The following is a 23,553-nucleotide window of genomic DNA, read 5'->3' on the forward strand; positions in this document are numbered from 1 at the left end:
TTCGTTTACATATTTACTTTATGTGCAGACAGGATTAATATGTTTTTTAGAAATACAAAAACTATTTCATATGGAAAAACGATTTTTATTAATTGAAAAAATTTGAAAGGAATGGGGAATTGTGAAGAAATTAGATGTGCTCTTAATGCTACTGAGCGGCCTCTTTCCAATTGCAGGACTTACAAAGCAAATCCCTCTAGAACAATCTATATATATTGGAGGGCTTTTATTTTTTACTAGTTTCGGTAGTTATTTTGCTAAAAAGATGTATTCACGTATATGCAGTTGGATAGCGTATGCGCCATTTATAACACTACTGTTAGTTATTTGGCATCAAGATATTGCAACAAGCTCAATCATAGCAAATGCGAAAATTGCTGCATGTGTCGCGTTAATTCCATGTTTATTCCGTTTTCGTACATATGGACTTACTTTGGGCTTATTCTCATTATGGGCCGCTTTACTATGGGATATAAAAGAAGTACAGTCGTTAGTCATACTTGAACGCATAATGAGTTTAATGACAAGCCATTATGTATATATATTACTATTAATTGGAGGACTTGTAATAGGAGGATTACTTGCGATGTTCATTCACCGCAAAGAGAAAGATAATAATAAAGAAAATATAAATCTACTTGGACCAAAAAAGAAACGCAAAAGATTATCATTTAAGATTCGTCTTCCAAGATTACCGAAATTAAAGATGAAACTATTTAAGTTTGGTGGGAAAGAATCTAAAAGTAAAATGCCAGAAAAAATCCATGAGTATAAGTACGAAGAACCAGTTGCAACATATGAAATGACAGAGCAAATAGATCCATACAAAGAAAATGCAGTTCAAGGTCAAACAAGGATGGAACGCCGAAGAAATAGGTATAATGCATAATGAAGTTTAATAACCCCGTAATGACTTATCTTAATATTGATAAATCATTACGGTTTTTTTATGTAATGAAATGAAGGTTGCTATTGCGGAGGGGAACAGCATATTTTATAGGTAGGAACCAAAATGAAATAAGGGGAGGATAAAATGCTTATCATTACATATATATCTGCTTGTATATTATTCTTAGTTAGCTTTTTACATGTATATTGGGCTTTCGGAGGTAATTGGGGGACAAATAGTGTTATTCCAACTAAATCAGGGGAAAAGGCGTTTACACCTCGCGCCGGAATGACATTGTTCATTGCATTATTATTAAGTATGGCAGCAATAATTTTGTTGCAACAAGCAAATATTGTTCATTTTGCAGTTCCTAATGTTATTATTCAAGTCGGTTCCTGGATTTGTATGATCGTCTTTTCTATTAGAGTAATTGGTGAATTTAACTATTTTGGTATCTTTAAACGCCAAAAAGATACGCACTTTGCAAGAATGGATACCGGTTTATATATTCCACTTTGTGCATTTTTATCTTTATCTTTTTTATTAGCAATAATTTTGTGAGTGAATAATAGTAGTTTCCGTTCTCAAAATATATGTAAACGTGAGAAATCTAAGAGTAAATAAAAAGGATGTAAGCGCCTTCTTGTCGAAAGGTAAATTATTATGAAAGGCGGTGACACTATGAAGTATGTAAAAGTTAGTATGAATGGTGGAAGTGAACATAAATTCTCAATGACTTTAGATCGGTTTGAAGAACTTATTACTACAGAGAATGGGATATTAGAAAATAAATTAGTATGTATTGAAAATGTAATGATTAATCCTACTAATATATCTTCTGTAGTTGAAAAAATTGGTGTACCGGCTAAGTTTATGGAAGCTTAAAATCGTTAGATAAAAAACATCCATTGAGGATGTTTTTTAATTTATAAATATGAAATTGTACAGTGAATATTTGAGTAGATTTTTTAGCAATGACTATGCATATATTAAGTACCTGAACATGGTGCTTAATACATGCACGAAATAATAAGTACAAGCATATATTATGTAGTAGGACAAGATCTTCGTGTCCTACTTAATACTCAGAAAAAACCTCTAATCACATAAGAGCAGCCAATTGCAGGGTGCTCTTATTTTTTATGAAAATCTACTATGAGCCTTATTTTATAGTAGGATGCAATAATAAAGGTCTATTTTGAAATAGTGTTTTTTAGCCTTTAATTTTAAATTTATCTTTAACGTTAATAAATATTAAAAATAATATGATAGCAGAAATTAAGTTAGATAAGTAGAAATTTTGATGAAACAGTAGTTCAAAGATGACATCGAAAGTAACGAATAAGGCAATAGCAGGTAGTATGCAAATAAATATAAATCTCCAATTTTTTAAGTAATGTTTATAATTTGTAAGTACTTTATCCATAAATATAGCTCCTATATTTTTGTTTTTATATAATTATACATTTAGATACAGGGATTTTCAAAGTAAAAATATTTAGCAATTCAAAAATATAAGGAGAGCTTTTGTTGAAAATCCAGATTGCTGTAGTAATCTGGATTTGACTTTAAAGAACTATACTAAAATGATACACTATAATCTACGTTATTTTTGAAATGAATAGAGGGATTTGTGTGATAGATAAAATAAAAAATGCTGTAGAGGATATGTACGAAGATGAGGCTAAAGATTTACTTCAAAGTATTCTCATACAGTTAAACTTATTAGAAGAAAACTATAGTGAAGATACAATTAAAAATTTGATGGATATTCCGAAACAATTAACAAGTAATCCTACTTATAAAAGGAATGTAAAAGAAAGTACGCACGTACATATTGCTTTTGATGATTCAACGGCTGGTTGCTTAAAATATATGTTAAGTCAAGAAGAATTATTTGAAGAGAGTGTTGTTGCTTTTTCGGAATTTTTTTCAATTGGACCGATATATAGGTTGCATACGAATGAGGGGCAACTAGCAAGACAGGAGTGGTTAATAAATAACTTAACTGCTTATGATAGTTATTTTGAAGAAGAATATTTATCAAGATTTATAGCAACTATAGAAGAACTACATACTATTCCTGTTGAAACACCTATTACAATTTGGAAGGCTGATAATGCACATGAACATGTAGGCCTAAGTTTTGTAATAGCACAATTAAAGGATAAGAAAAACATTCGAGTTATTAATACGTCTGAAGCAAGCAGAGAAATATTAAAACAAGAGTATGATATTCGTGGAACGGGAGAATTACCACCTGAAAGTTTAGCTCTATTCCAAAAAAGTTTTATAAAGTTACCTTATTTAACTGAAGAGAAGCGCATGAAGTTTGAACATGAGTGGAATAGATTATCGGAAAGCATAGAATGTTTAAGAGTGTGGAAAGAAAATGAAGTGCATTCTGTACAGGAAGATTATTTTGATCAATTTATAATTGAATGCGCGAAAAGTGTGGGTGCTGATCGAGAGTTCCTCAAAGCTCCTAGAGTAATTGGTGAAGCACTTGGTCTTGTTGAACAATTGGTTGGAGATACTTTCTTAGAATATCGCTTGAAACAATTAATTAAACAAGAAGTATTTGAATTTGAAGGTTCGTTAGATGAAATGCGTTTTTATAGTGTGAAGTTAAGGAGATGATAAAAATATTCTATTTTTAAAAAACTCGTATTTTTAATAATACGAGTTTTTTAAGTTGAATTTGGGCTATACATAAGCTTCCCAGAGAGGGCATATCACATATGAATGATAAAGGTAATGAATGAAAAGAAGGTGATTTGTTAATATGTATAACCAACAAAATTATCCATATGATCAAGCGATGTATTATAATCCACATGACTACGGGTATGAACCTACAAATGAAGTGAGAGATATTGAACAAGAAGATTACAGACCAGATGATGCGGAGGATGCTCCAACGTCACCACCACCGTCACAAGCGCCATCGTTACCGTCTACATTTGCTTCTCCAGCACAACCAGGCAATATGAAATCATGGATGTGTAACTGTTTAGGAAGATGGGGCTATTTACGTTTACATCGTCCTGGACCTTTTGGAAGGGATTTATGGTTCTTTCCGACTGAAGTGAGAAGAAACGGAGTATCAGGTTACACTTGGCAAGGTGGTCGTCGTCGTAAAGTAAGTTATCGCTATCAACAAATTAGTAATTTTATGTGCTTCGCATAAAGAGAGGTGGGAGAGTAAAACGATTGTACTCTCTCACTTTTTTATTTTTCAATATACGAAGTAAGATTTTGATTAAAAATTTACAATTTTCACGTTTTTATTAGAGTATAATGCATATGTTGGTTGGTTTTCAAAAACAAATGAGAGTGAGGGAATACAATGTCAATGAAAAACAAAGTTGGGTTAAGCATAGAGGATGGCATTAATTTAGCTTCAGCTCAGTTTAAAGAAGATGCGTATGAAATTTATAAAGAATCGCGAAAAAAACAACCTATATTATTTGTAAACCAAGTTGAAATCGGTAAAGAATGGCTCATTACTAGATATGAAGATGCTCTGCCACTTTTAAAAGATAATCGTTTAAAAAAAGATTGGACAAATGTGTTTTCTCAAGATATAAAGAACATGTATCTTTCCGTTGATAATAGTGACCACTTAACAACACATATGCTAAATTCAGATCCACCTAACCACAGTCGTTTACGATCTTTAGTTCAAAAAGCTTTTACACCGAAGATGATTGCACAATTAGACGGGAGAATTCAGAGAATAGCAGATGATTTGATAAGTAATATAGAGCGAAAAGGTACATTAAATCTTGTGGATGATTATTCGTTTCCGTTACCAATTATTGTAATAAGTGAGATGCTCGGTATTCCAAAAGAAGATCAAGCGAAATTTAGAATTTGGTCTCATGCTGTTATTGCATCACCAGAAACACCTGAAGAAATAAAAGAGACCGAAAAACAACTATCTGAGTTTATTATATATCTTCAATATTTAGTTGATATTAAAAGAAAAGAGCCAAAAGAAGACTTGGTGAGTGCTTTAATACTTGCAGAGAGTGAAGGGCATAAACTTAGCGCTCGGGAACTATATTCAATGATAATGCTATTAATTGTCGCAGGACATGAGACGACAGTGAATTTAATTACAAATACGGTATTAGCACTTCTTGAAAATCCAAATCAATTACAGTTATTAAAAGATAATCCAAAACTAATTGATTCGGCTATTGAGGAAGGATTGCGTTATTATTCTCCAGTTGAGGTTACAACTGCAAGATGGGCAGCGGAACCTTTTCAAATTCACCATCAAACAATACAGAAAGGAGATATGGTTGTCATTGCCTTAGCTTCTGCAAATCGTGATGAAACTGTATTTGAAAACCCAGAAGTATTCGATATTACTCGGGAAAATAATCGTCATATTGCCTTTGGTCATGGTAGTCATTTCTGCTTAGGAGCTCCACTTGCGAGGTTAGAAGCAAAGATTGCTATTACTACTTTGTTTAATCGAATGCCTGAACTACAAATAAAAGGGAATCGTGAAGAAATTAAATGGCAAGGTAACTATTTAATGCGTTCTTTAGAGGAATTACCTTTAACTTTCTAGAATAGTTAAAAGGAGACATGCATACATCGAAAATGATTTACATAGAGTATGTATGTGTTATTTAAATTCGAAACGGAAGGGTGAAAACATCCCAATGATCAACTAATTCTATTTGTAAGAGATCTTCGTTAAAAAACGAAATATTCTTCTGAATAGGGTTAGTCTGTACATTTATAGAAAAGGGATGTATTTCGCTCTGCGAATATATAGTCTTTTTATATGATTTGTGCTGCCTCCTGTTCAGAACATGAAATAGGAGGCTTTTTTATGTCGACAAATGTAGTAACGAAACAAAACAATGGGGTATCACAAGTATTAAAAAATCGGTTTGTTCAAGGGATTTTAGCATCAGCATTATTTTTACAAATAGGAATATGGGTTCGAAACTTTGCGGTATTACTATATGTAATGGAAATGACAAAAGGTGATGCTTTTGCTATTTCGATGATTTCAGTTGCTGAATTCGCTCCAATTTTTATTTTTTCATTTATTGGCGGTACTTTTGCTGATAGGTGGAAGCCAAAGAAGACAATGATATGGTGTGAAACGTTAAGTTCCATTTCAGTATTCGCTGTATTAATTACGCTTATGTTTGGAACGTGGAAAATTGTGTTTTTTGTGACACTCATCTCTGCAATCCTTTCACAGTTTTCACAACCATCTGGAATGAAATTGTTTAAACAACATTTATCAACGGAACAAATTCAATTAGCAATGTCTATATATCAAACGATATTTGCAATATTTATGGTATTAGGACCAATACTAGGGACATTTATCTTTCATAGTTTTGGAATTTATATTTCAATCATCATAACAGGTATCTCGTTTTTACTTGCGGCAGTTGTATTGTTATTTCTTCCGAAAGATCTTGAAAACGACGTAGAAAAGAAGGATATCACTCTGTTGCAAGAGATGAAGGATGGTATTAAGTATGTCAAAAAGAAAAAAGCATTAACTTTGCTAGGGCTTTGTTTTATGGCTGCAGGACTAGGTATAGGATTAATTCAGCCATTAGGTATATTTATTGTGACTGAGCAGTTAGGATTATCAAAAGAGAGTTTACAGTGGCTACTAACAGTAAATGGTGCGGGAATGATTGTTGGCGGAGCATTAGCAATGGTATTTGCGAAAAATGTTGCTCCGCAAAAGATGTTAATTATCGGTATGCTTGGTCAAGCAATTGGTATTGGCATTATAGGATATTCTACAAATTTATGGGTGACACTTACAGCGCAGCTTTTTAGTGGTTTAGCTCTTCCTTGTATCCAAATTGGTATAAATACACTTATTATTCAAAATAGCGATACCGATTTTATAGGTCGTGTAAATGGTATTTTAAGTCCGCTTTTTACCGGTTCAATGGTAGTAACGATGAGTATAGCTGGCTCATTAAAAGAGATGTTTTCATTAAGTATGATGTATGAAGGGACGGCTTTACTTTTTATAATTGGATTATTGTTTATTTTACCTATATACAATTTAAAGCCAGTAATAGCGGTAGAAAGTGAAATAAGTGGTAAAGGAAGTGCCGTACAAAATGAATCCTAATCCAAATGTTAAATACCCTATTGAAGGAAATCAAAACGTTCAATTTATAAAAAATATAATAACAAAACCTAATATACTTGTTGGTGACTATTCTTATTATGATGCGAAAGATGGAGAAACATTTGAAGATCGAGTATTACATCATTATGAATTTCTTGGAGATCGCCTTATTATTGGAAAGTTTTGTTGTATTGCATCTGGAGTTAACTTTATTATGAACGGAGCCAATCATCGGATGGATGGATTTTCGGCATATCCATTTAATATATTTGGAAATGGGTGGGAGAAGTATACACCTAGTTTGTCTGATTTACCTTATAAAGGTGATACAGTTATAGGAAATGACGTTTGGATTGGTATGGATACAACAATTATGCCCGGAATAAAAATAGGGGATGGTGCAATCATTGCAGCTAAATCTGTTGTGACTAGAGACGTCGCACCATATACAATTGTTGGTGGAAACCCTGCAAATAAAATAAAAGAGAGATTTTCAAATGAAATAATTCAAGAATTATTGCAAATTCAATGGTGGCATTTTGATATTGAAAAAATAACTGGAAATATTGATGCTATTGTACGCGGAGATATTGAACCATTAAGAAAGCTAAAAAGGGAATGAAAAATGGATGACAAATAGTATCATACCTCCGAATTTTGTTAATGATAATAGAACAAGGAGGTGTGATACTATGGCACAAGACGTTTTATGTGAAGTAAACAACTGTAAATTTTGGGCGAACGGTAATAAATGTAGTGCAGAGGCAATTTACGTAGTAAGTCATAAAGGTAAACATGCATCTACAACGGAAGAAACAGATTGCAAAACATTCGATCCAGAAGTGTAAATTTTTTAAGGGTAGCCAAATCGTGGTTGCCCTTTTATTAATGATAGTATTGATAATAAATATCATTTTCATTCATTGTTTTTAACTTTTCTTGTTATTTTTTCATATTTTCTTCATAAGTGATGTAATCCAACTCAATTCATGTTCAATTCGTGATTTACTAAATTCAATGACTTCAGTAATAAAGGGTGAGGTAACCTCTAGAGACTGAATAGCGGTAAGTTGATTATGTAGTACGTTTTGACGTACAGTCAGAATCTCTTTTCTAGCTTCATATTCAAGTTTTTCAAATAGCGCGATACGAACAAGAAATTCTGCATTATTTGTCGCAAGTTTTTCGGGAAACTCTCGTAACATTTCAGAAAAAATTTCTTCTCCTGTTTCTGTTATATCGTACATATTTCGGTTTGGTTTTCCAACTTGTTTATGTATTTTTTTCGTTATAGCACCCATATTTTCAAAGCGCCGAAGGGCAGGGTAAAGCATGTTGTGATTTAACTCAAAATTCTCACCTAAACGATTTTGAACATTTTTTTTGATTTCATATCCATGTTTTGGTCCTGTCGTTAATTCTGCTAGCAGTAAAATGTCAACGTACATAAAAATCCCCCTTATATATTTCTCAAGTTCTCTAATGAAAAATCTCCTTTTGTATATGTTAAAATAACATATGATAGTTTATACAACTTTGAACTGCCGACCTATCACTTTTATTGTAAAAGAAAAGGGAGGAAAGAACTATGGCTTCACCTGAAAATGTTATTTTAGTTCATGAAATTTCAAAGCTGAAAACAAAAGAAGAATTATGGAATCCATATGAATGGTATCGTTTGATGAGGGATAATCACCCAGTTCATTATGATGAAGAGCAGGATGTATGGAATGTTTTTTTATATGATGATGTAAATCGTGTTTTATCAGATTATCGCTTATTTTCAAGTAGAAGGGAGCGCAGACAATTCTCAATCCCTCCTTTAGAAACTAGAATAAATATAAACTCTACAGATCCACCAGAACATCGCAATGTACGTTCCATTGTTTCTAAGGCATTTACTCCAAGAAGTTTAGAACAGTGGAAACCTCGAATACAGGCTATCGCAGATGAACTTGTACAACATATCGAAAAATGTAGTGAAGTTAATATCGTTGAACAGTTTGCTGCACCTTTACCTGTTACCGTTATTTCTGATTTATTAGGAGTCCCAACAACAGATCGTAAAAAAATTAAAGAATGGTCTGATATTTTATTTATGCCGTATAGTAAAGAAAAGTTTAATGATCTGGATGCCGAGAAAGGGATAGCATTAAATGAATTCAAAGCATACCTTTTACCGATTGTTCAGGAAAAGAGATATCATTTAACCGATGATATCATATCTGATTTAATTCGAGCTGAATATGAAGGCGAAAGATTAACCGATGAGGAAATTGTAACCTTTTCATTAGGTTTACTAGCGGCTGGGAATGAAACCACTACAAATTTAATTATTAATAGCTTTTATTGCTTTTTAGTAGATTCACCTGGAATTTATGAAGAGTTAAGAAAAGAACCTAACTTAATTTCAAAAGCGATTGAGGAAGTATTACGCTATCGCTTTCCTGTTACATTGGCCCGGAGGATTACAGAGGATACAAATATATTTGGTCCTTTAATGAAAAAGGATCAGATGATTGTTGCGTGGGTTAGTGCAGCGAATTTAGACGAGAAAAAATTTTCACAAGCCTCTCAATTTAATGTACATCGAACAGGAAATGAAAAGCATTTAACATTTAACCTTTGGGAAAGGTCCTCACTTTTGCTTAGGAGCACCACTTGCACGTTTAGAGGCTGAGATTGCATTAACTACCTTTATAAATACTTTTGAAAAAATAGAGCTATCTCCATCTTTCTGTTTAGAAAAATGTATATTGGAAAATGAACAAACATTAAAATACTTACCTATTCGTTTGAAAGCTAAATAAAAATCTTAACAAGGTGCATACATTTGCATCTTGTTTTTTGTTTCTCAATTGTGAGTTTTCGGTAATTACCTTAATATGGAATTGTATAAAACGTAGAGGAGGATTCTTATGTTGACTTGTAATGGAAGTAAATCATTTCAAAAGTTTATTAAAGGTGTTACAGATCTTATGGAAAACGGTTTATTTGAAGAAGAAATAGTGTGTGGCATTGAAAAGTTACTAGAAGAACTTTTAGAAAAGAAAACATGGCTTCCGTTAGATAAACAGAAGGCCAATTTGACTCAATATGCACGACATTTATTGTATGAAGATCCGCTCAAACGTTTTGAAGTACTAGCTCTCGTATGGAAAGATGGACAATCTACACCTTTACATGATCATGACGGCACATGGGGAGTAGAAGGCGTTTTTTCAGGAAGGATTATGGTGCAGAACTTTATACAAACGAAACAACTTGGAAATTCACTTGTTTATTTAACACATACAGGAAATCTTTATTTGGGAGAAGGAGAAACAGATAAAGTAATTCCACCAGCGGATTGTCATATTCTTGAAATTAGCAAAAATGAAAGCGTTATTACGATTCATGTCTATGGAAAACGGTTAGAAAAGTTTAAAGTATATATCCCAACTGAAGAAAAAAATGTGTACATGTGTGAGACGAAATACATTAGTTATAATTCATAGTTTAAAATCCAAAGCTTTTTTAAAAAGAAAAGCTTTGGATTTTATTTTTAATTATTTCTTGACCTGAAACGCTTTTCATAAATTATAAATAAGAAGTACCTCACGAGGATTGTATGAAAACGATACCTAATAATTAATTAGAACTCGTGTATTTATAGAAAGTGGTGAAGAAATAATGAAATTAATTGCAATTGATTTAGATGGAACTCTTCTTTCGGGGAATAAAATGATAAGTAAAGAAAATGCAGAAGCAATTCGAACATGTCAAGAAGCTGGCCATGTTGTAGCAATTTGTACAGGACGTTCTATTGTTGACATTGAGCGATTATTGTTAGAAGTTGATTTAGAGTGTCCAATCATTGCGGAAAATGGTGCTCTTATATATAAAGATAAAAAAATGATGAAGAGATATCCAATTCAAAATATGCAGGCACTTGAAATTGTAGAATATCTTGAAGAGAATGGTTTATATTATCAGCTCTATACTGATAAAGGTGTGTATGTACCGGATTATGGAGTAGAGAGTGTACGTAATGAAATTGAGCATGTGAAGAATTCAAAAGAAAATTTCGACTTGAAAGAGTTAGAAACAATCGCAGCATTATATCTTGAGCATACAGCGTTTCATAGTGCGGAAAGTTGTAAACCAATTGTAGAAACAGATATACATGTGCATAAATTATTACCATTTTCTTATGAAATTGAGAAATTAAAAAAACTCAAAGAAACATTTCTTCATAATACAGATTTAGCAATTACATCTTCATATTGGCACAATTTAGAGATTAATCATCGAGATGCTCAAAAAGGGAATGGATTATATACTTTAGCAGAACATCTTAATATTCCGGTTGAAAACACTGTAGCGATAGGTGATGGGCTAAACGATGTTTCTATGATGGAAAAAGCGAACATATCAATTGCAATGGGGAATGCAGTAGAAGAAATAAAAGCAATGTGTAAATACGAAACGTTATCAAATGAAGAACATGGTGTGGCACATGCTTTATATAAATATGTAATGTAATTAAAAAAGAAAAAAGAATCCAAATGGATTCTTTTTTCTTTTTTATTAGGGGTAAGGTATTCTATGAGATTCATAGAAGCCTTATTACATTTTATTATATAGAATATATTGGAATAAATGTTTATATTTTTCATAAAAATTGTGAATATTTTATGAACTTTATACTTATTGCATGTTTATACCGCTATTAGTAACGTGTATGACTCTCAAGTGAAAATTCAGTGAATGTAAGGAGGAATTCAAGTTACTAGACAATAAGTGAGGAATCAACGAAATATATACTAATTAAAGGTATATTCAGTATATATATTCTTTTCTTATTTTAATTGAAAAATAAAATTTGTTCGAATAATTATTCTACAGCTATATACCTACACTAGCTTTCTTCGTATAATGGAGAAGTATGAATTTTAGATTTGTATTAATTTTACATATTGAGGTGAAAAAGGAATGAATTCGCGGCTAATGGAACTTATTGATGTGAGTACAATAGAAACCATGGCAGAACAATTTTATAAATTAACTAATATATCACATCAACTTCTTGATGCTGAAAAAGAATGTGTTTTTTCATTCGGAATGAATGAGATAAAAAAGAGTAAACTTCCAAAGATTGAAATCCCCATTTTCTTATACAATCAACATTTAGGATCTTTTGTTGTATGGTCCAAAAAAAGTGAAATTTTCAGTTGTCAAAAATACTTTGAAATGCTCTCAAGTTTAATTTTAGATAGCGCAATAAAAGTATTTCAAAGTAAAAATACAACGTTGCTTTCTCAGAAAGAGGAGGAACTACATACGATTTTACAAAACATGCCTGTTATGGTCGATGCGCTTGATTATAATGGAGATTTTGTTTTGTGGAATCGAGAATGCGAAATTGTAACAGGTTATACCGCTGAAGAAATAATTGGAAATCCCAATGCACTGCAATTATTGTATCCTGATCATAATTATCGCCATCAAATACAAAAGAAATTTTTAACTTGTGGAAAAAATTTCAGAGATTGGGAAATGCACTTAACATGTAAAAATGGTGAAATCAAAACAATAATGTGGTCGAATATATCAGAACAGTTTCCTGTAACAGGATATAGTTATTGGGCTGTTGGTGTAGATATTACACATTTAAAAGCGATAGAAGAGCAGTTAAAACAACAAACATCTGAACTGGAATTAATTTTTAAAGCTTTACCAGATTTATGTTTTTTAACAGAAGATGATGGCACAATTATAGATTACAAGGCAGGATCTCCTACAAAGTTTTACGTACCCGCAGAAGCTTTTATGGGAAAAAAGTTTTACGAAGTATTACCATCTTCAGTAGCACAGCAGTTTCAGGAAGCCATTAATCAAGTGAAGGAAAAAGGAACGAATGTAATTGTAGAATATCCACTCACACTTAATGGAAGTATTGATTTCTTTGAGGCTAGGTGCTTACCATTATTACATGATAAAATTATGATTATTGTACGCGACATTACAGAGCGAAAAAAGACAGAAGAATTGCTAAATAAATCAGATACGCTTGCAGCAATTGGTCAATTAGCAGCTGGCGTGGCTCATGAAGTAAGAAATCCTTTAACTGTAATTAAAGGTTTTATACAGTTATTTCAAATTAATAAAGAAGATCAAGAAAAATATTTTGATCTTATGCTCTCTGAAATTGAAAGGATAGAAGCGATCCTGCAAGAATTTCTGGCAATTGCTAAAACAGATGAGATAAATACAGAAAAGAAAAATATTTATCAAATTTTTAAAAATGTCGTATCGTTGATGAACACAAAAGCAATTATGACAAATATTCAAGTTGAACTATTTACGGATGACAAAGATATAATTATTGAATGCTCAGAAAATCAATTGAAACAAGTATTTATTAATATTTTGCAAAATTCAATCGAAGCTATGCCAAATGGTGGGGGGATTTCAATTCACATAAAAGAAATAAATGATGATGGTGTCATCATTCATGTAATAGATGAAGGAATAGGAATACCTGAAGAAAGAATTAAGAGATTAGGTGAACCTTTTTATAGTACGAAAGAAAAAGGGACTGGTATTGGATTAATGTTAAGTTATAAAATTATTGAAAGTCATCAAGGGACAATTAGTATCATGAGCGAGGTTGGTGTCGGGACAACAGTAACTATTTACTTACCGAAAGTACTAAGTAAACAATCTCTTTCTAATTGTGACGACAAATGTATAGCAATACGCACTAGTAGTAATTCTTAAATCAATTAATACCCAATAACAAAGCGATTAGTGAAAACTAAGCTTTTTGTTATTGGGTATTTTTTATATTTAATTTAGTAAACTTTACCTTTTCTTTACCTTTGTTTTAATTTCTATTAAGTTTTAAACATTATATTGATATTTGTACAAAGCAATGTATAGAAATTGTACATTACTTTTAATATAGAAATGTGATTATTATTTGAAATATTGTAAGGAGGAGATTATGACAAGGTGAAAAAGCAAGAGAAGAAAAGTGGTAGAGTAGTACCTCTCCGGTTAAATATTTTATTCCTTTGTGTATTTTTATTATTTTCTGGCATTATTATTCAGTTAGGGAAAGTGCAAATTTTTGATGGAGAAACATATAAAAATGAAGTAGAGAAGAGAGAAAATGCAACCGTTGGTCTTTCTGTACCACGTGGGAAAATATTTGATCGTGAAGGAAATCCAGTAGTTGATAATAAGTCTTTACGTACGATTACATATACAAAGGTGAAAGGTGTAAAGCAAGAAGAAATATTAAAATCAGCAAGACAACTTGCAGACATTATTGAAATGCCGCAAGAAGATATAGACAAGTTAACGGAGACTGATAAGAAAGACTTTTGGATGCAATTAAATCCAGAACTTACTCAAGACTTAGTATCAAAAAAAGAAATAGATAAGTTCCGAGATAAAGATATTACCGGAAAAGAGCTAGACAAAAAAATAGAAGATTTAAAAAGGAAGCGCGTTACAGAAAAAAATCTTCAAGAACTAACGGCTAAAGATATAGAAGTGTTAGCTATTAAAAGTAAAATGACCTCAGGTTTTCAAATGGCACCTCAAATTATTAAAAAGGACGTTAGTGAACAGGAATATGCGGTGATTAGTGAAAATTTAGCGAACCTTCCAGGGGTAGACGCATCAGTTGATTGGGAGAGAATCTATGTAAATGATGGATTATTCCGTTCTGTCCTTGGTAACGTTTCAAATGCTGATGAAGGATTGCCACGTGAACGATTAGATTATTATTTAGTGCGTGATTATAGCCGAAATGATAGAGTCGGCAAAAGTTATATCGAACAGCAATACGAAGATGTACTTCATGGTACAAAAAAAGAAGTAAGAAGCATTGCTGATAAACAAGGAAATACTATTAGAACGGAAACGGTTTCGGAAGGGAAAAGCGGTAAAAATTTAACTTTAACAATAGATATGGAATTGCAAAAAAAAGTAGAGGAGAGCATAGAAAAAATATTAAAACAATATAAAGGATCAGAATCAATGTTAGACCGTGCTTTCGTAGTAATGATGAATCCGAAAAATGGCCAAGTATTATCGATGGCTGGGAAAAGGCTTGTAGAAAAAGACGGGAAAATGGAAGTTGAAGATTATGCTTTAGGCACGCTGACAAGTTCATATGAGCTTGGATCAACGGTTAAAGGTGCGACAGTGTTAACAGGGTTTGAAACAAATGCAATAACTCCTGGAACACATTTTTATGATGCACCTATGAAATTTAAAGGAACTAAGGAAAAGAAGTCTTGGAAAAATTTTGGTGATATAGACGATCTAAGAGCGTTACAAGTTTCTTCAAACGTTTATATGTTTAATATAGCATTAAAAATTGCTGGCGTGGGTTATGTGAAAAATAGTTCACTAGATATTAAACAAGAATATTTTGATAAAATGAGGTATTATTTCAGGCAATTTGGACTAGGTGTACAAACTGGTATTGATTTACCAAATGAAACTGCAGGGCAAATTGGAAGAAAAGATAATCAGCCTGGTTTCTTATTAGATTATTCTATTGGACAATATGATACGTATACACCACTTCAGCTTGCACAATATATTTCGACTATCGCAAATGGAGGATATCGAATGAAGCCACAAATTGTTCAAGAGATTAGAGAACAAACCGTTCAAAAAGATGAGGTTGGTAAAGTAGTACAATCAATAGAACCCGTTGTTTTAAATAGAATCGATATGAAACAAGAATATATTAATCAAGTAAAAGAAGGATTTAGAAAAGTATTTCAAGAAGGAGATGGAACGGGAGTAAGAGCGTTCCAAAAAGCACCATATAAACCAGCTGGTAAAACAGGGACCGCACAAACTGTATATGGTGGAGAAAATGAAATTGGGCGAAATGCGAAAGGCGATCGTAGAGAATGTTATAACTTAACATTAGCTGGATATGCGCCATATGATGATCCAGAAGTAGCATTTTCTGTTGTAGTACCGTGGGTTGAAAATGATAAATCGGGCATTAACTCCGATATTGGAAAAGAAGTTTTAGATGCTTATTTTGATTTGAAAAATAAGCGATTAACTGGTGAAGCGCCAAAAACAGATGTCTCTAAAGAGAATTAAAATGTACGAAACGTCTCTAGCATTCCTGTAAACTAGAGGCGTTTTTATCTGGGAATAGATTAGAAATGAGGTATATATGAAGCTGTTTATTCTAAAATATTGGAGGAACATATGTAGCTACATATTCATTATAATAGGGGTTATTTTTATTAATAAGTCCTTTTTATTTTGTATGGTAGAAGGAATTTCGATGCAACCTACTTTGAATGAAAAAGATTATATACTTGTTAATAAGGTAAACGTCTGTTTATCGTCTTTTCATCATGGAGATGTTGTCATTATAAAAAAAGAAGACGAGCCTACTTACTATGTGAAACGAATTATTGGATTATCGGGGGATAACATACAACTAAAAGAGGATGAGGTATTTATTAACGGTAAAAAGCGTGATGAGTCGTATATACATTTAGATATGTCGCAAGTATCCAATCGTTTTTCAAATTTTAGAGAAATAAAAGTTCCTACGCATAAATTATTTGTGTTAGGTGATAATCGTAATCATAGTAAAGATAGCAGGAATACACTTGGACTTATTGATGAGTCAAATATAATAGGTAAAGTAGAAATGGTATTTTATCCATTTGATCATATAAAATGGATAAAATAATTCTATTAACGATTCACGTTTTATAAAATAAATCATATATTGATAGCATAGGACAAGCAGAAAAGCTTGTTCTAACCTCACAGAACACTCCTTATCACGGTTAGGCATCTACATAGGTAGATGCTTTTTTTATGTTGATGACTGAAAATTATTTATCAATATAATGTAGCAAGCATATTAGGACTATTAGGGGAAGATTACTTGTACAAATAACAGTATGCTTAATTAAAACAATGAAATGTAAGGAGTGAGGAATAAGTGCTAAATATTTTAGTGGTTAATTTTCCAGCAGAGGGACATGTAAACCCTACATTAAATTTAGTAAAAGCCTTTACTGAACGAGGGGATAACGTACATTATATTACAACGGCAAACTTTAAGGATAGAATTGAAGATTTAGGAGCTACTGTACATACTCATCCGGATCTATTAAAAGAGATTTCTATTGATGCTGAAACCTCATCTGGGTTAAATGCTTTCTTTCATATGCATGTTCAGACTTCTTTATATATATTAGAAATTACGAAACAATTATGTGAAAGTATAAATTTTGATTTCGTAATGTATGATATATTTGGCGCAGGAGAGTTAGTAAAGGAGTATTTACAAGTTCCAGGTGTAGTGTCCTCGCCTATATTTTTAATTCCGCCAGAATTTTTGAAGACATTACCTTTTCATCCAAATGCAGATATGCCATTCCAACCAGAGGAAATCTCTGAAAAATTACTAAATCAGATGGAACATAAATTTGGAGTAAAACCAAAGAATAATCTTCAATTTATGAATAATAAAGGTGATGTTTGTCTCGTATACACAAGTCGTTATTTCCAACCTAATAGCGAATCGTTCGGAGAAAATAACATTTTTATTGGACCGAGTATTTCAAAGCGTAAAACAAATATAAAATTTCCACTGGAATCACTTAAAGAAAAGAAAGTTATTTACATTTCAATGGGAACACTGCTTGAAGGACTCGAACCATTCTTTAATACTTGTATTGATACTTTTTCAGATTTTGATGGGATAGTTGTAATGGCAATTGGTGATAGAAATGATATTTCAAAAATAAAGCAAACGCCAGATAATTTTATAATTGCTCCATACGTACCTCAATCAGAAATATTAAATGAAGCAGATGTTTTTATTACACATGGCGGTATGAATAGCGTACACGATGCCATTCATTATAATGTCCCATTTGTAATAATACCGCATGATAAAGATCAGCCTATGATAGCGCAAAGATTAACTGAACTGGAAGCAGCACATAGACTATTGAAAGAACATGTTAATGTGTACACTTTAAAAGAGGCCGTAACAGATGTACTTTCAAATGAAAAGTATAAACATGGTATAAGAAAACTTAATGATAGCTTTTTAGAATGTGGTGGTTCAAAAGAAGCAATTGCAGTTATTGAATCTCTTTTAAATAAAGTAAAACTTTAATCGGTAGGGATTTTACTACCCATAAATAGCGGGATAAATAGTCGTAACTGTATACAAGCATAGAGGTTCTCACCTTTATGCTTGTATATTCTTATCCAGCAAATTGCACAGCAGTATTTGCGTGTAAAAAAGCAGTATCAAAAACGGGAACAGTAAGATCATTTTGGGAGATAAGTAAAGGTATTTCAGTACAGCCTAATAATATACCTTCAGCGCCGTTTTGAATTAATGATTTTGTAATTTGTAATAACTTTTCTTTAGATGTTTCTGAAATGATCCCTCTACTTAATTCATCTAATATGACATGGTGGATAAAGGTTCTTTCCTCTTCATTTGGGATAATTGTCTCAATGTTATACTTCGCTAATCGTGATTTATAGAAATCTTGCTCCATCGTTTGTTTTGTTCCTAATAGTCCGATACGTTTTATACTCTGTTCTACCATTTCTTTAGCACTTACATCACCAATGTGAAGAAGCGGGATAGATATTGCTTGTTCTACTTCCTCGGCAAATAGATGTACGGTATTTGAACACATTAATAAACATTCAGCCCCAGATTTTTCAACTTTCTTTGCAACTGTAACTAGTTCATTTTTCACTTCTTCATATTGATGGTTTTGTAATAAAGTAGTTACTTCACCAAAGTCCATACTATATAAAACTAACTTTGCATTTTGATCGTATTGAGAGAGTGTAAGTGTATTAATATGTTTATAGTATAATGATGTAGATTCCCAACTTAATCCTCCAATCAAACCAATAACTTTCATAATGCATTCCTCCCGAAACGATTTTGAATTTATTATTTCATAATTCCGATAAGAATACAATGATTTAAATGATCTATTTAACAAAAAATAAAAATAGTAAGAAAAGTGTTGAAATTTACATTCTTTAGTGCCATAATACGAATTACAAATTAATACTTATCCAGAGAGGTGGAGGGAACGGCCCTAAGAAACCTCAGCAACCCCTATGCAATTTTATAGGAAGGTGCTAATTCCGCAGAGGACACGATGTGTTTTTTGAAAGATAAGAGGATTCTTGAAAGTGAAAGAAAATGACCTCTTATGTAAGAGGTCATTTTTTTGTTGTATAGAAAGGGAGTGTCGATGCATAATTCATTTTTAAATTAAATATAGAGTAATAAAAGTTGACTAATATGAGAGGGGAATTGTCATGAATAAATTATCAACAAAGTTAGTAGTAGCAATCGGTATTGGAGCAGCATTATACGGGATATTAGGACTTTGGGGATTTTCTATTGCACCGAATACATTTATTAAACCAGCATTAGCTATATTAACTGTTTTTGGAGCATTATTTGGTCCAGTGGCAGGACTGTTAATCGGACTTATCGGTCATACCGTAACAGATACGATTGCTGGATGGGGTATTTGGTGGGGATGGGTTATTAGTTCAGGTATTATTGGTTTTTCAATGGGGCTTATTCAAAAAAGAGTTGGTTTTAGTGTGAAAAACGGGTCGTTTAACAAGGGAGATATTTCTTATTTAGCAATTACTGGGCTAGTTGGTATTGTCATTGCTATTATATTTGCTGGGGCATTCGATATTATTGTGATGGGAGAACCATTTGACAAAATTGTTATACAAGTATTAGGAGCAACAATTTCCGATGTCATCGTTTTCTTAGTACTTGGATTGCCACTTACAATTGGTTTGGCGAAATCCAATAAGAAACATACACATTTAAAAATTGAAAAGTAGGGATGTTAACATGCAACCAATTATTTCGTTTGAACAATTCACCTTTCAATATGGGCATGCTGCGCAGCCTACTTTAAGTGATATTACCTTTCATATATACCCTGGGGAAAAAGTATTAATTGCTGGACGAAGTGGTTCAGGAAAGTCGACATTAGCTCATTGTATAAATGGGCTAATCCCATTTTCTTACGAAGGGAATAGCACAGGTAACGTTTTAATTGCCGGTAAAGACCCAAGGGAAGGAAGTATTTTTGAACAAAGTAAACAGGTAGGAACAATTTTACAAGATCAAGATGCTCAATTTATTGGTCTGACAGTAGAAGAAGATGTAGCTTTTTATTTAGAAAATGAATGTGTAAAGCAAGATAACATGAAAAAGATTGTTTCGGACTCATTAAGAAAGGTGAAGATGCATACGTTTCATAAACAAAGTCCACATGAATTATCAGGAGGTCAAAAGCAAACAGTTTCTCTTGCTGGTTTATTAACAACGAATGCGGATATATTATTGTTCGATGAACCATTAGCGAACTTAGATCCACTAAGCGCCATACATACGATAGAACTTATGAAAGATATACATGAGCAGTATAATAAAACGATTGTTATTATCGAACATAGGATAGAAGAAATTTTAAAACTAGATTTAGACAAAGTTATATTAATTGATGAAGGTAAAGTCATTGCGATGGGAACACCAAAAGAAATCTTAGCGTCAAATATATTACCACGTATTGGCTTAAGAGAGCCTATTTACATCGAAGCATTAAAGAGATTACATTTTGATTGTAATAATGATGTAATATATCCAATGGAAAACCTTCAAAAAGAAAAGGTAAGCAACGTTATAAAAGAGTGGATGGAGAAACAAGTCATATTAGAAAGGAATGCTAAAAACAAGGAATTACTTAAAGTGGAGAATTTATCATTTTCATACCCTAATAAACAAAAAGTATTAGAAAATGTAAACCTTTTAATATATGAAGGAGAAATTGTGGCACTGTTAGGACATAATGGAGCAGGGAAATCAACATTAGCTCATAGTCTTATAGGTATAAACAAAATGAAAAATGGGAAAATTTCGTTAAAAGGTGAAGATATTAGTTCTTGGTCTATTCGTAAACGTGGGGAAATCATATCTTACGTGATGCAAAATCCAAATCATATGATTACACAGTCTACTGTTTTTGAAGAAGTTTCATTTACATTAACATTACATAATTTTTCTAAGGAAGAAATTAAGAATAAAGTAGAAGGGATTTTAAAAATTTGTGGTTTATATCCATTTCGTAATTGGCCAATTCAAGCACTAAGCTATGGGCAAAAAAAGAGACTAACAATCGCATCTGTATTAACAACAAATCCTAAGCTTATCATATTAGATGAACCGACAGCGGGACAAGATTATTATCATTATAAACAATTTATGTCGTTTATTAAAAACCTAGCTAAAAAGGGAATTTCATTTGTTTTTATCACTCACGATATGAATCTCGCGCTAGAATATACAGACCGTGCAGTAGTTCTACATGAAGGGAAAATTATTGCGGATAATACAGTGTTTGATGTATTAGGCAATCAAGAAACGTTACAAAGAGCCAACTTAAGAGAGAGTTCTTTAACCAAGCTTGTTAAATTTAGTGGGATTGCATGTCCAGAAAAATTTATGGAGCTTTATTTAGACAGTAATAGGAGGGAGGAAGGTGCATAGTACATATTTTCATCGTATGGATGGGATAGTGAAATTGTTTTTATTTATTTTTTGTATGACGCTTACTTTTTTGTTTTTTGATTTTCGGGTGTTGCTAATATTATTTATTATTGGGTGTATCGGACTCAGCATTGCTAAAATTCCATTTCGTAAAATTTTAATTGTTTTTAGTGTCATATTTACATTTAGTTTATTAAACTCTGTCATGATTTTATTTATTACACCAACTCATGGATCTGAATTAACTGAATCATATACCGCGTTTTTACATGTTGGATATGCAACGATTACATATGAAACATTATTTTATGCAGCTACACTTTCATTAAAGTATTTTACGTTATTACCATTTACACTTCTTTTTATTTACACGACAGATCCAAGCGAATTTGTAAGTAGCTTAAGTAAACTTGGTATTCATTATAAGATTACATATGCAATAAATATTGCACTACGTTATATTCCTGACATCCAGTCTGAGTATAAAATTATTAAACACGCGCAAGAAGCGAGAGGAGTGGCTTTTGAAAAAGGAGAAGCAAGTTTATGGGTTCGTATGAAGAACCGTGTTTTAATTTTCTGGCCACTAATCATTCATTCTCTAGAAAGAATAGATACAGTTTCAAATGCAATGGATTTAAGAGGATTTGGAAAGAAGGATAAACGTACATGGTTTTATACAAGTAAGGCGAACCGTGAAGATTTCCTTGCTTTATTTGCCGGTATTTTCATATTTATTGTTGCGGTATATTTAAAATTAAACGTATTTCAAAACTTTTGGTATCCATTTTAAAGCACTCTTTAAACGAGTGCTTTTACTTATTTTTATGTAGACATGCTCAAAAAAGGGATATATACATAATGTATAATACGAACCAGTTAAAATGATCAACTACCTATTAGTTTTCAAACCAAAAGGAGGAGAAAATATGAGTTACGGTGGTTCTTGTGGTTTTGGTGGAGGTTTCGCTTTACTAGTTGTGTTATTCATTCTATTAATAATTGTAGGATGCAGCTGCTGGGGCGGAGGATACTAATTTTTAATTAGTCTTCACAAATGTAAACTAAAAAAACATTGAAGATACTTATGTATCGAAACAAATAAAAAAGGAGCAACTATGCTCCTTTTTTATTTGTCTAAATGCGTATTCTTACTATATTTCGGGAACGTAATCGTTAAAGTCGTTCCTTTACTAACAATACTTCGGATTTTTAAACTTCCATGCATCGTCTCAATAATCTTAACAGCAACCATTGTACCTAAACCAGTTCCTTTTGTTTTTGTACTAAAATACGGTTCACCGAATCGATGTATTTGCTCCTGTGACATTCCAACTCCGCTATCTTCAATTCGTATTTCAACTTTACTATTATTGATAGATGAGGAAATATTTAAGGTACCACCATTAGGCATTGCTTCAATACTGTTTTTTATTAAGTTTAAAAAACATTGTTGAAAGTGCTGTTTATTACCAACAATGGTTGCCTCAGAAAAATCCTGTGTAATATGTATCGTATTCATATTACACAATGGCAATATCATATTAATAACTCGATTTAACTCTTGTTTTACTGAAATTTGATCTAATTTTTCTGGAGCAGGTTTGGCAAACGTTAAGTAATCATCGATAATTTCTTGGGCACGATTTAACTCTTCAAGTATATGTTTAATATATTCGTCTCTTGATTCAGGAGTTAAATTTTGTGTTTTTAAAAGCTGTGTAAATCCTTTTACAACCGTTAAGGGATTCCTTACTTCGTGCGATATACTTGCAGCGAGTTGGCTAACAATCTCCATTTTTTCCATTTTAATTAATTTAGAGCGCATTAATACAGCATCTTTTATAACTTCATTTATATAAACAATAAATAACATTAAAGTAGTCGGTAATACCATGAAATAAATAATAT

At 32.1% G+C, this 23,553-nt stretch carries 23 protein-coding genes, 1 pseudogene and 1 riboswitch; of the genes and pseudogenes, 20 read left to right on the forward strand and 4 right to left on the reverse strand.

The window, feature by feature from the left end:
* Positions 1–121 precede the first annotated feature (121 nt).
* The 3 genes from DN404_RS28305 (at position 122) to DN404_RS28315 (ending at position 1,774) form a co-directional block, all read left to right on the forward strand.
* Entirely contained in the window at positions 122–889 is a 768-nt protein-coding gene (locus tag DN404_RS28305) for a DUF3959 family protein (protein ID WP_000732176.1), read from the forward strand.
* A 144-nt stretch (positions 890–1,033) separates the two neighbouring features.
* Positions 1,034–1,450 carry a DUF3995 domain-containing protein gene (locus DN404_RS28310; protein ID WP_000905571.1) on the forward strand — a complete coding sequence of 139 codons (417 nt, stop codon included), beginning with the start codon at positions 1,034–1,036 and terminating at the stop codon, positions 1,448–1,450.
* A gap of 120 nt (positions 1,451–1,570) precedes the next feature.
* Positions 1,571–1,774: a hypothetical protein gene (locus tag DN404_RS28315; RefSeq protein ID WP_000878369.1), complete on the forward strand. Its 204-nt coding sequence runs from the start codon at positions 1,571–1,573 to the stop codon at positions 1,772–1,774.
* Positions 1,775–2,102: 328 nt separating this feature from the next.
* On the opposite strand, the gene DN404_RS28320 is transcribed toward DN404_RS28315, so the two are convergent.
* Entirely contained in the window at positions 2,103–2,315 is a 213-nt protein-coding gene (locus DN404_RS28320; RefSeq protein ID WP_000362067.1) for a hypothetical protein, read from the reverse strand.
* Between the two features lie 209 nt (positions 2,316–2,524).
* Between DN404_RS28320 and DN404_RS28325 the strand changes: the two genes are divergently transcribed.
* From DN404_RS28325 to DN404_RS28355, 6 genes are all read left to right on the forward strand, one after another.
* Positions 2,525–3,529 carry a DUF1835 domain-containing protein gene (locus tag DN404_RS28325; protein ID WP_149215749.1) on the forward strand — a complete coding sequence of 335 codons (1,005 nt, stop codon included), beginning with the start codon at positions 2,525–2,527 and terminating at the stop codon, positions 3,527–3,529.
* A gap of 145 nt (positions 3,530–3,674) precedes the next feature.
* Entirely contained in the window at positions 3,675–4,079 is a 405-nt protein-coding gene (locus DN404_RS28330) for a hypothetical protein (RefSeq protein ID WP_000282680.1), read from the forward strand.
* A 159-nt stretch (positions 4,080–4,238) separates the two neighbouring features.
* Entirely contained in the window at positions 4,239–5,474 is a 1,236-nt protein-coding gene (locus tag DN404_RS28335; protein ID WP_149215750.1) for a cytochrome P450 family protein, read from the forward strand.
* Between the two features lie 267 nt (positions 5,475–5,741).
* Positions 5,742–7,025, forward strand: a complete 1,284-nt coding sequence (locus DN404_RS28345) for an MFS transporter (RefSeq protein WP_000106396.1) — start codon at positions 5,742–5,744, stop codon at positions 7,023–7,025.
* A complete protein-coding gene (locus DN404_RS28350) occupies positions 7,015–7,647 on the forward strand; it encodes a Vat family streptogramin A O-acetyltransferase (RefSeq protein ID WP_001069247.1) in 633 nt (210 codons plus the stop codon). The genes DN404_RS28345 and DN404_RS28350 overlap by 11 nt, the downstream gene beginning before the upstream one ends.
* Before the next feature lie 70 nt (positions 7,648–7,717).
* The gene (locus DN404_RS28355) at positions 7,718–7,873 is read left to right on the forward strand and encodes a DUF1540 domain-containing protein (protein WP_000046095.1); all 156 of its coding nucleotides are present in this window, start codon (positions 7,718–7,720) and stop codon (positions 7,871–7,873) included.
* Positions 7,874–7,975: 102 nt separating this feature from the next.
* Here DN404_RS28355 and DN404_RS28360 read toward each other — a convergent pair whose 3' ends face one another.
* Entirely contained in the window at positions 7,976–8,473 is a 498-nt protein-coding gene (locus DN404_RS28360) for a PadR family transcriptional regulator (RefSeq protein WP_000289121.1), read from the reverse strand.
* A 140-nt stretch (positions 8,474–8,613) separates the two neighbouring features.
* On the opposite strand from DN404_RS28360, the pseudogene DN404_RS28365 reads away from it, so the two are divergent.
* The 7 genes and pseudogenes from DN404_RS28365 (at position 8,614) to DN404_RS28395 (ending at position 18,201) form a co-directional block, all read left to right on the forward strand.
* A pseudogene (locus tag DN404_RS28365) lies at positions 8,614–9,835 on the forward strand (cytochrome P450).
* A gap of 108 nt (positions 9,836–9,943) precedes the next feature.
* Positions 9,944–10,522 (forward strand): cysteine dioxygenase family protein, encoded by a 579-nt coding sequence (locus DN404_RS28370; protein WP_000954437.1) that lies wholly within the window; start codon positions 9,944–9,946, stop codon positions 10,520–10,522.
* A 175-nt stretch (positions 10,523–10,697) separates the two neighbouring features.
* A complete protein-coding gene (locus DN404_RS28375; RefSeq protein WP_000766385.1) occupies positions 10,698–11,549 on the forward strand; it encodes a Cof-type HAD-IIB family hydrolase in 852 nt (283 codons plus the stop codon).
* Positions 11,550–11,999: 450 nt separating this feature from the next.
* Positions 12,000–13,787: an ATP-binding protein gene (locus DN404_RS28380; protein WP_001088559.1), complete on the forward strand. Its 1,788-nt coding sequence runs from the start codon at positions 12,000–12,002 to the stop codon at positions 13,785–13,787.
* Positions 13,788–14,021: 234 nt separating this feature from the next.
* Positions 14,022–16,148 (forward strand): peptidoglycan D,D-transpeptidase FtsI family protein, encoded by a 2,127-nt coding sequence (locus DN404_RS28385; RefSeq protein WP_006915250.1) that lies wholly within the window; start codon positions 14,022–14,024, stop codon positions 16,146–16,148.
* A gap of 76 nt (positions 16,149–16,224) precedes the next feature.
* Positions 16,225–16,755 (forward strand): signal peptidase I, encoded by a 531-nt coding sequence (gene lepB, locus DN404_RS28390; protein WP_041183985.1) that lies wholly within the window; start codon positions 16,225–16,227, stop codon positions 16,753–16,755.
* Between the two features lie 258 nt (positions 16,756–17,013).
* On the forward strand, positions 17,014–18,201 hold the full coding sequence (locus DN404_RS28395) for a macrolide family glycosyltransferase (RefSeq protein ID WP_006915255.1): 1,188 nt from the start codon (positions 17,014–17,016) through the stop codon (positions 18,199–18,201).
* 91 nt (positions 18,202–18,292) lie between these two features.
* On the opposite strand, the gene DN404_RS28400 is transcribed toward DN404_RS28395, so the two are convergent.
* Positions 18,293–18,973 (reverse strand): aspartate/glutamate racemase family protein, encoded by a 681-nt coding sequence (locus DN404_RS28400; RefSeq protein ID WP_000864399.1) that lies wholly within the window; start codon positions 18,971–18,973, stop codon positions 18,293–18,295.
* A gap of 153 nt (positions 18,974–19,126) precedes the next feature.
* A riboswitch (SAM riboswitch) is annotated at positions 19,127–19,242 on the forward strand.
* 140 nt (positions 19,243–19,382) lie between these two features.
* On the opposite strand from DN404_RS28400, the gene DN404_RS28405 reads away from it, so the two are divergent.
* The 4 genes from DN404_RS28405 to DN404_RS28420 all read left to right on the forward strand — a co-directional run bounded on the left by DN404_RS28405 (position 19,383) and on the right by DN404_RS28420 (position 22,679).
* Positions 19,383–19,931: an ECF-type riboflavin transporter substrate-binding protein gene (locus tag DN404_RS28405; RefSeq protein ID WP_001038210.1), complete on the forward strand. Its 549-nt coding sequence runs from the start codon at positions 19,383–19,385 to the stop codon at positions 19,929–19,931.
* Between the two features lie 10 nt (positions 19,932–19,941).
* Entirely contained in the window at positions 19,942–21,642 is a 1,701-nt protein-coding gene (locus DN404_RS28410) for an ABC transporter ATP-binding protein (protein ID WP_149215751.1), read from the forward strand.
* Positions 21,635–22,435 carry an energy-coupling factor transporter transmembrane component T family protein gene (locus tag DN404_RS28415; protein ID WP_113304799.1) on the forward strand — a complete coding sequence of 267 codons (801 nt, stop codon included), beginning with the start codon at positions 21,635–21,637 and terminating at the stop codon, positions 22,433–22,435. Before DN404_RS28410 ends, DN404_RS28415 begins: the two co-directional genes overlap by 8 nt.
* A gap of 136 nt (positions 22,436–22,571) precedes the next feature.
* Positions 22,572–22,679 (forward strand): YjcZ family sporulation protein, encoded by a 108-nt coding sequence (locus tag DN404_RS28420; protein WP_000120182.1) that lies wholly within the window; start codon positions 22,572–22,574, stop codon positions 22,677–22,679.
* 92 nt (positions 22,680–22,771) lie between these two features.
* Here DN404_RS28420 and DN404_RS28425 read toward each other — a convergent pair.
* Positions 22,772–23,553: ATP-binding protein (locus DN404_RS28425; protein ID WP_179951881.1), on the reverse strand; the 782-nt coding region annotated here is incomplete at its 5' end.

The sequence above is a fragment of the Bacillus sp. TE8-1 genome (assembly GCF_008368855.1).
Lineage (GTDB): Bacteria > Bacillota > Bacilli > Bacillales > Bacillaceae_G > Bacillus_A > Bacillus_A cereus.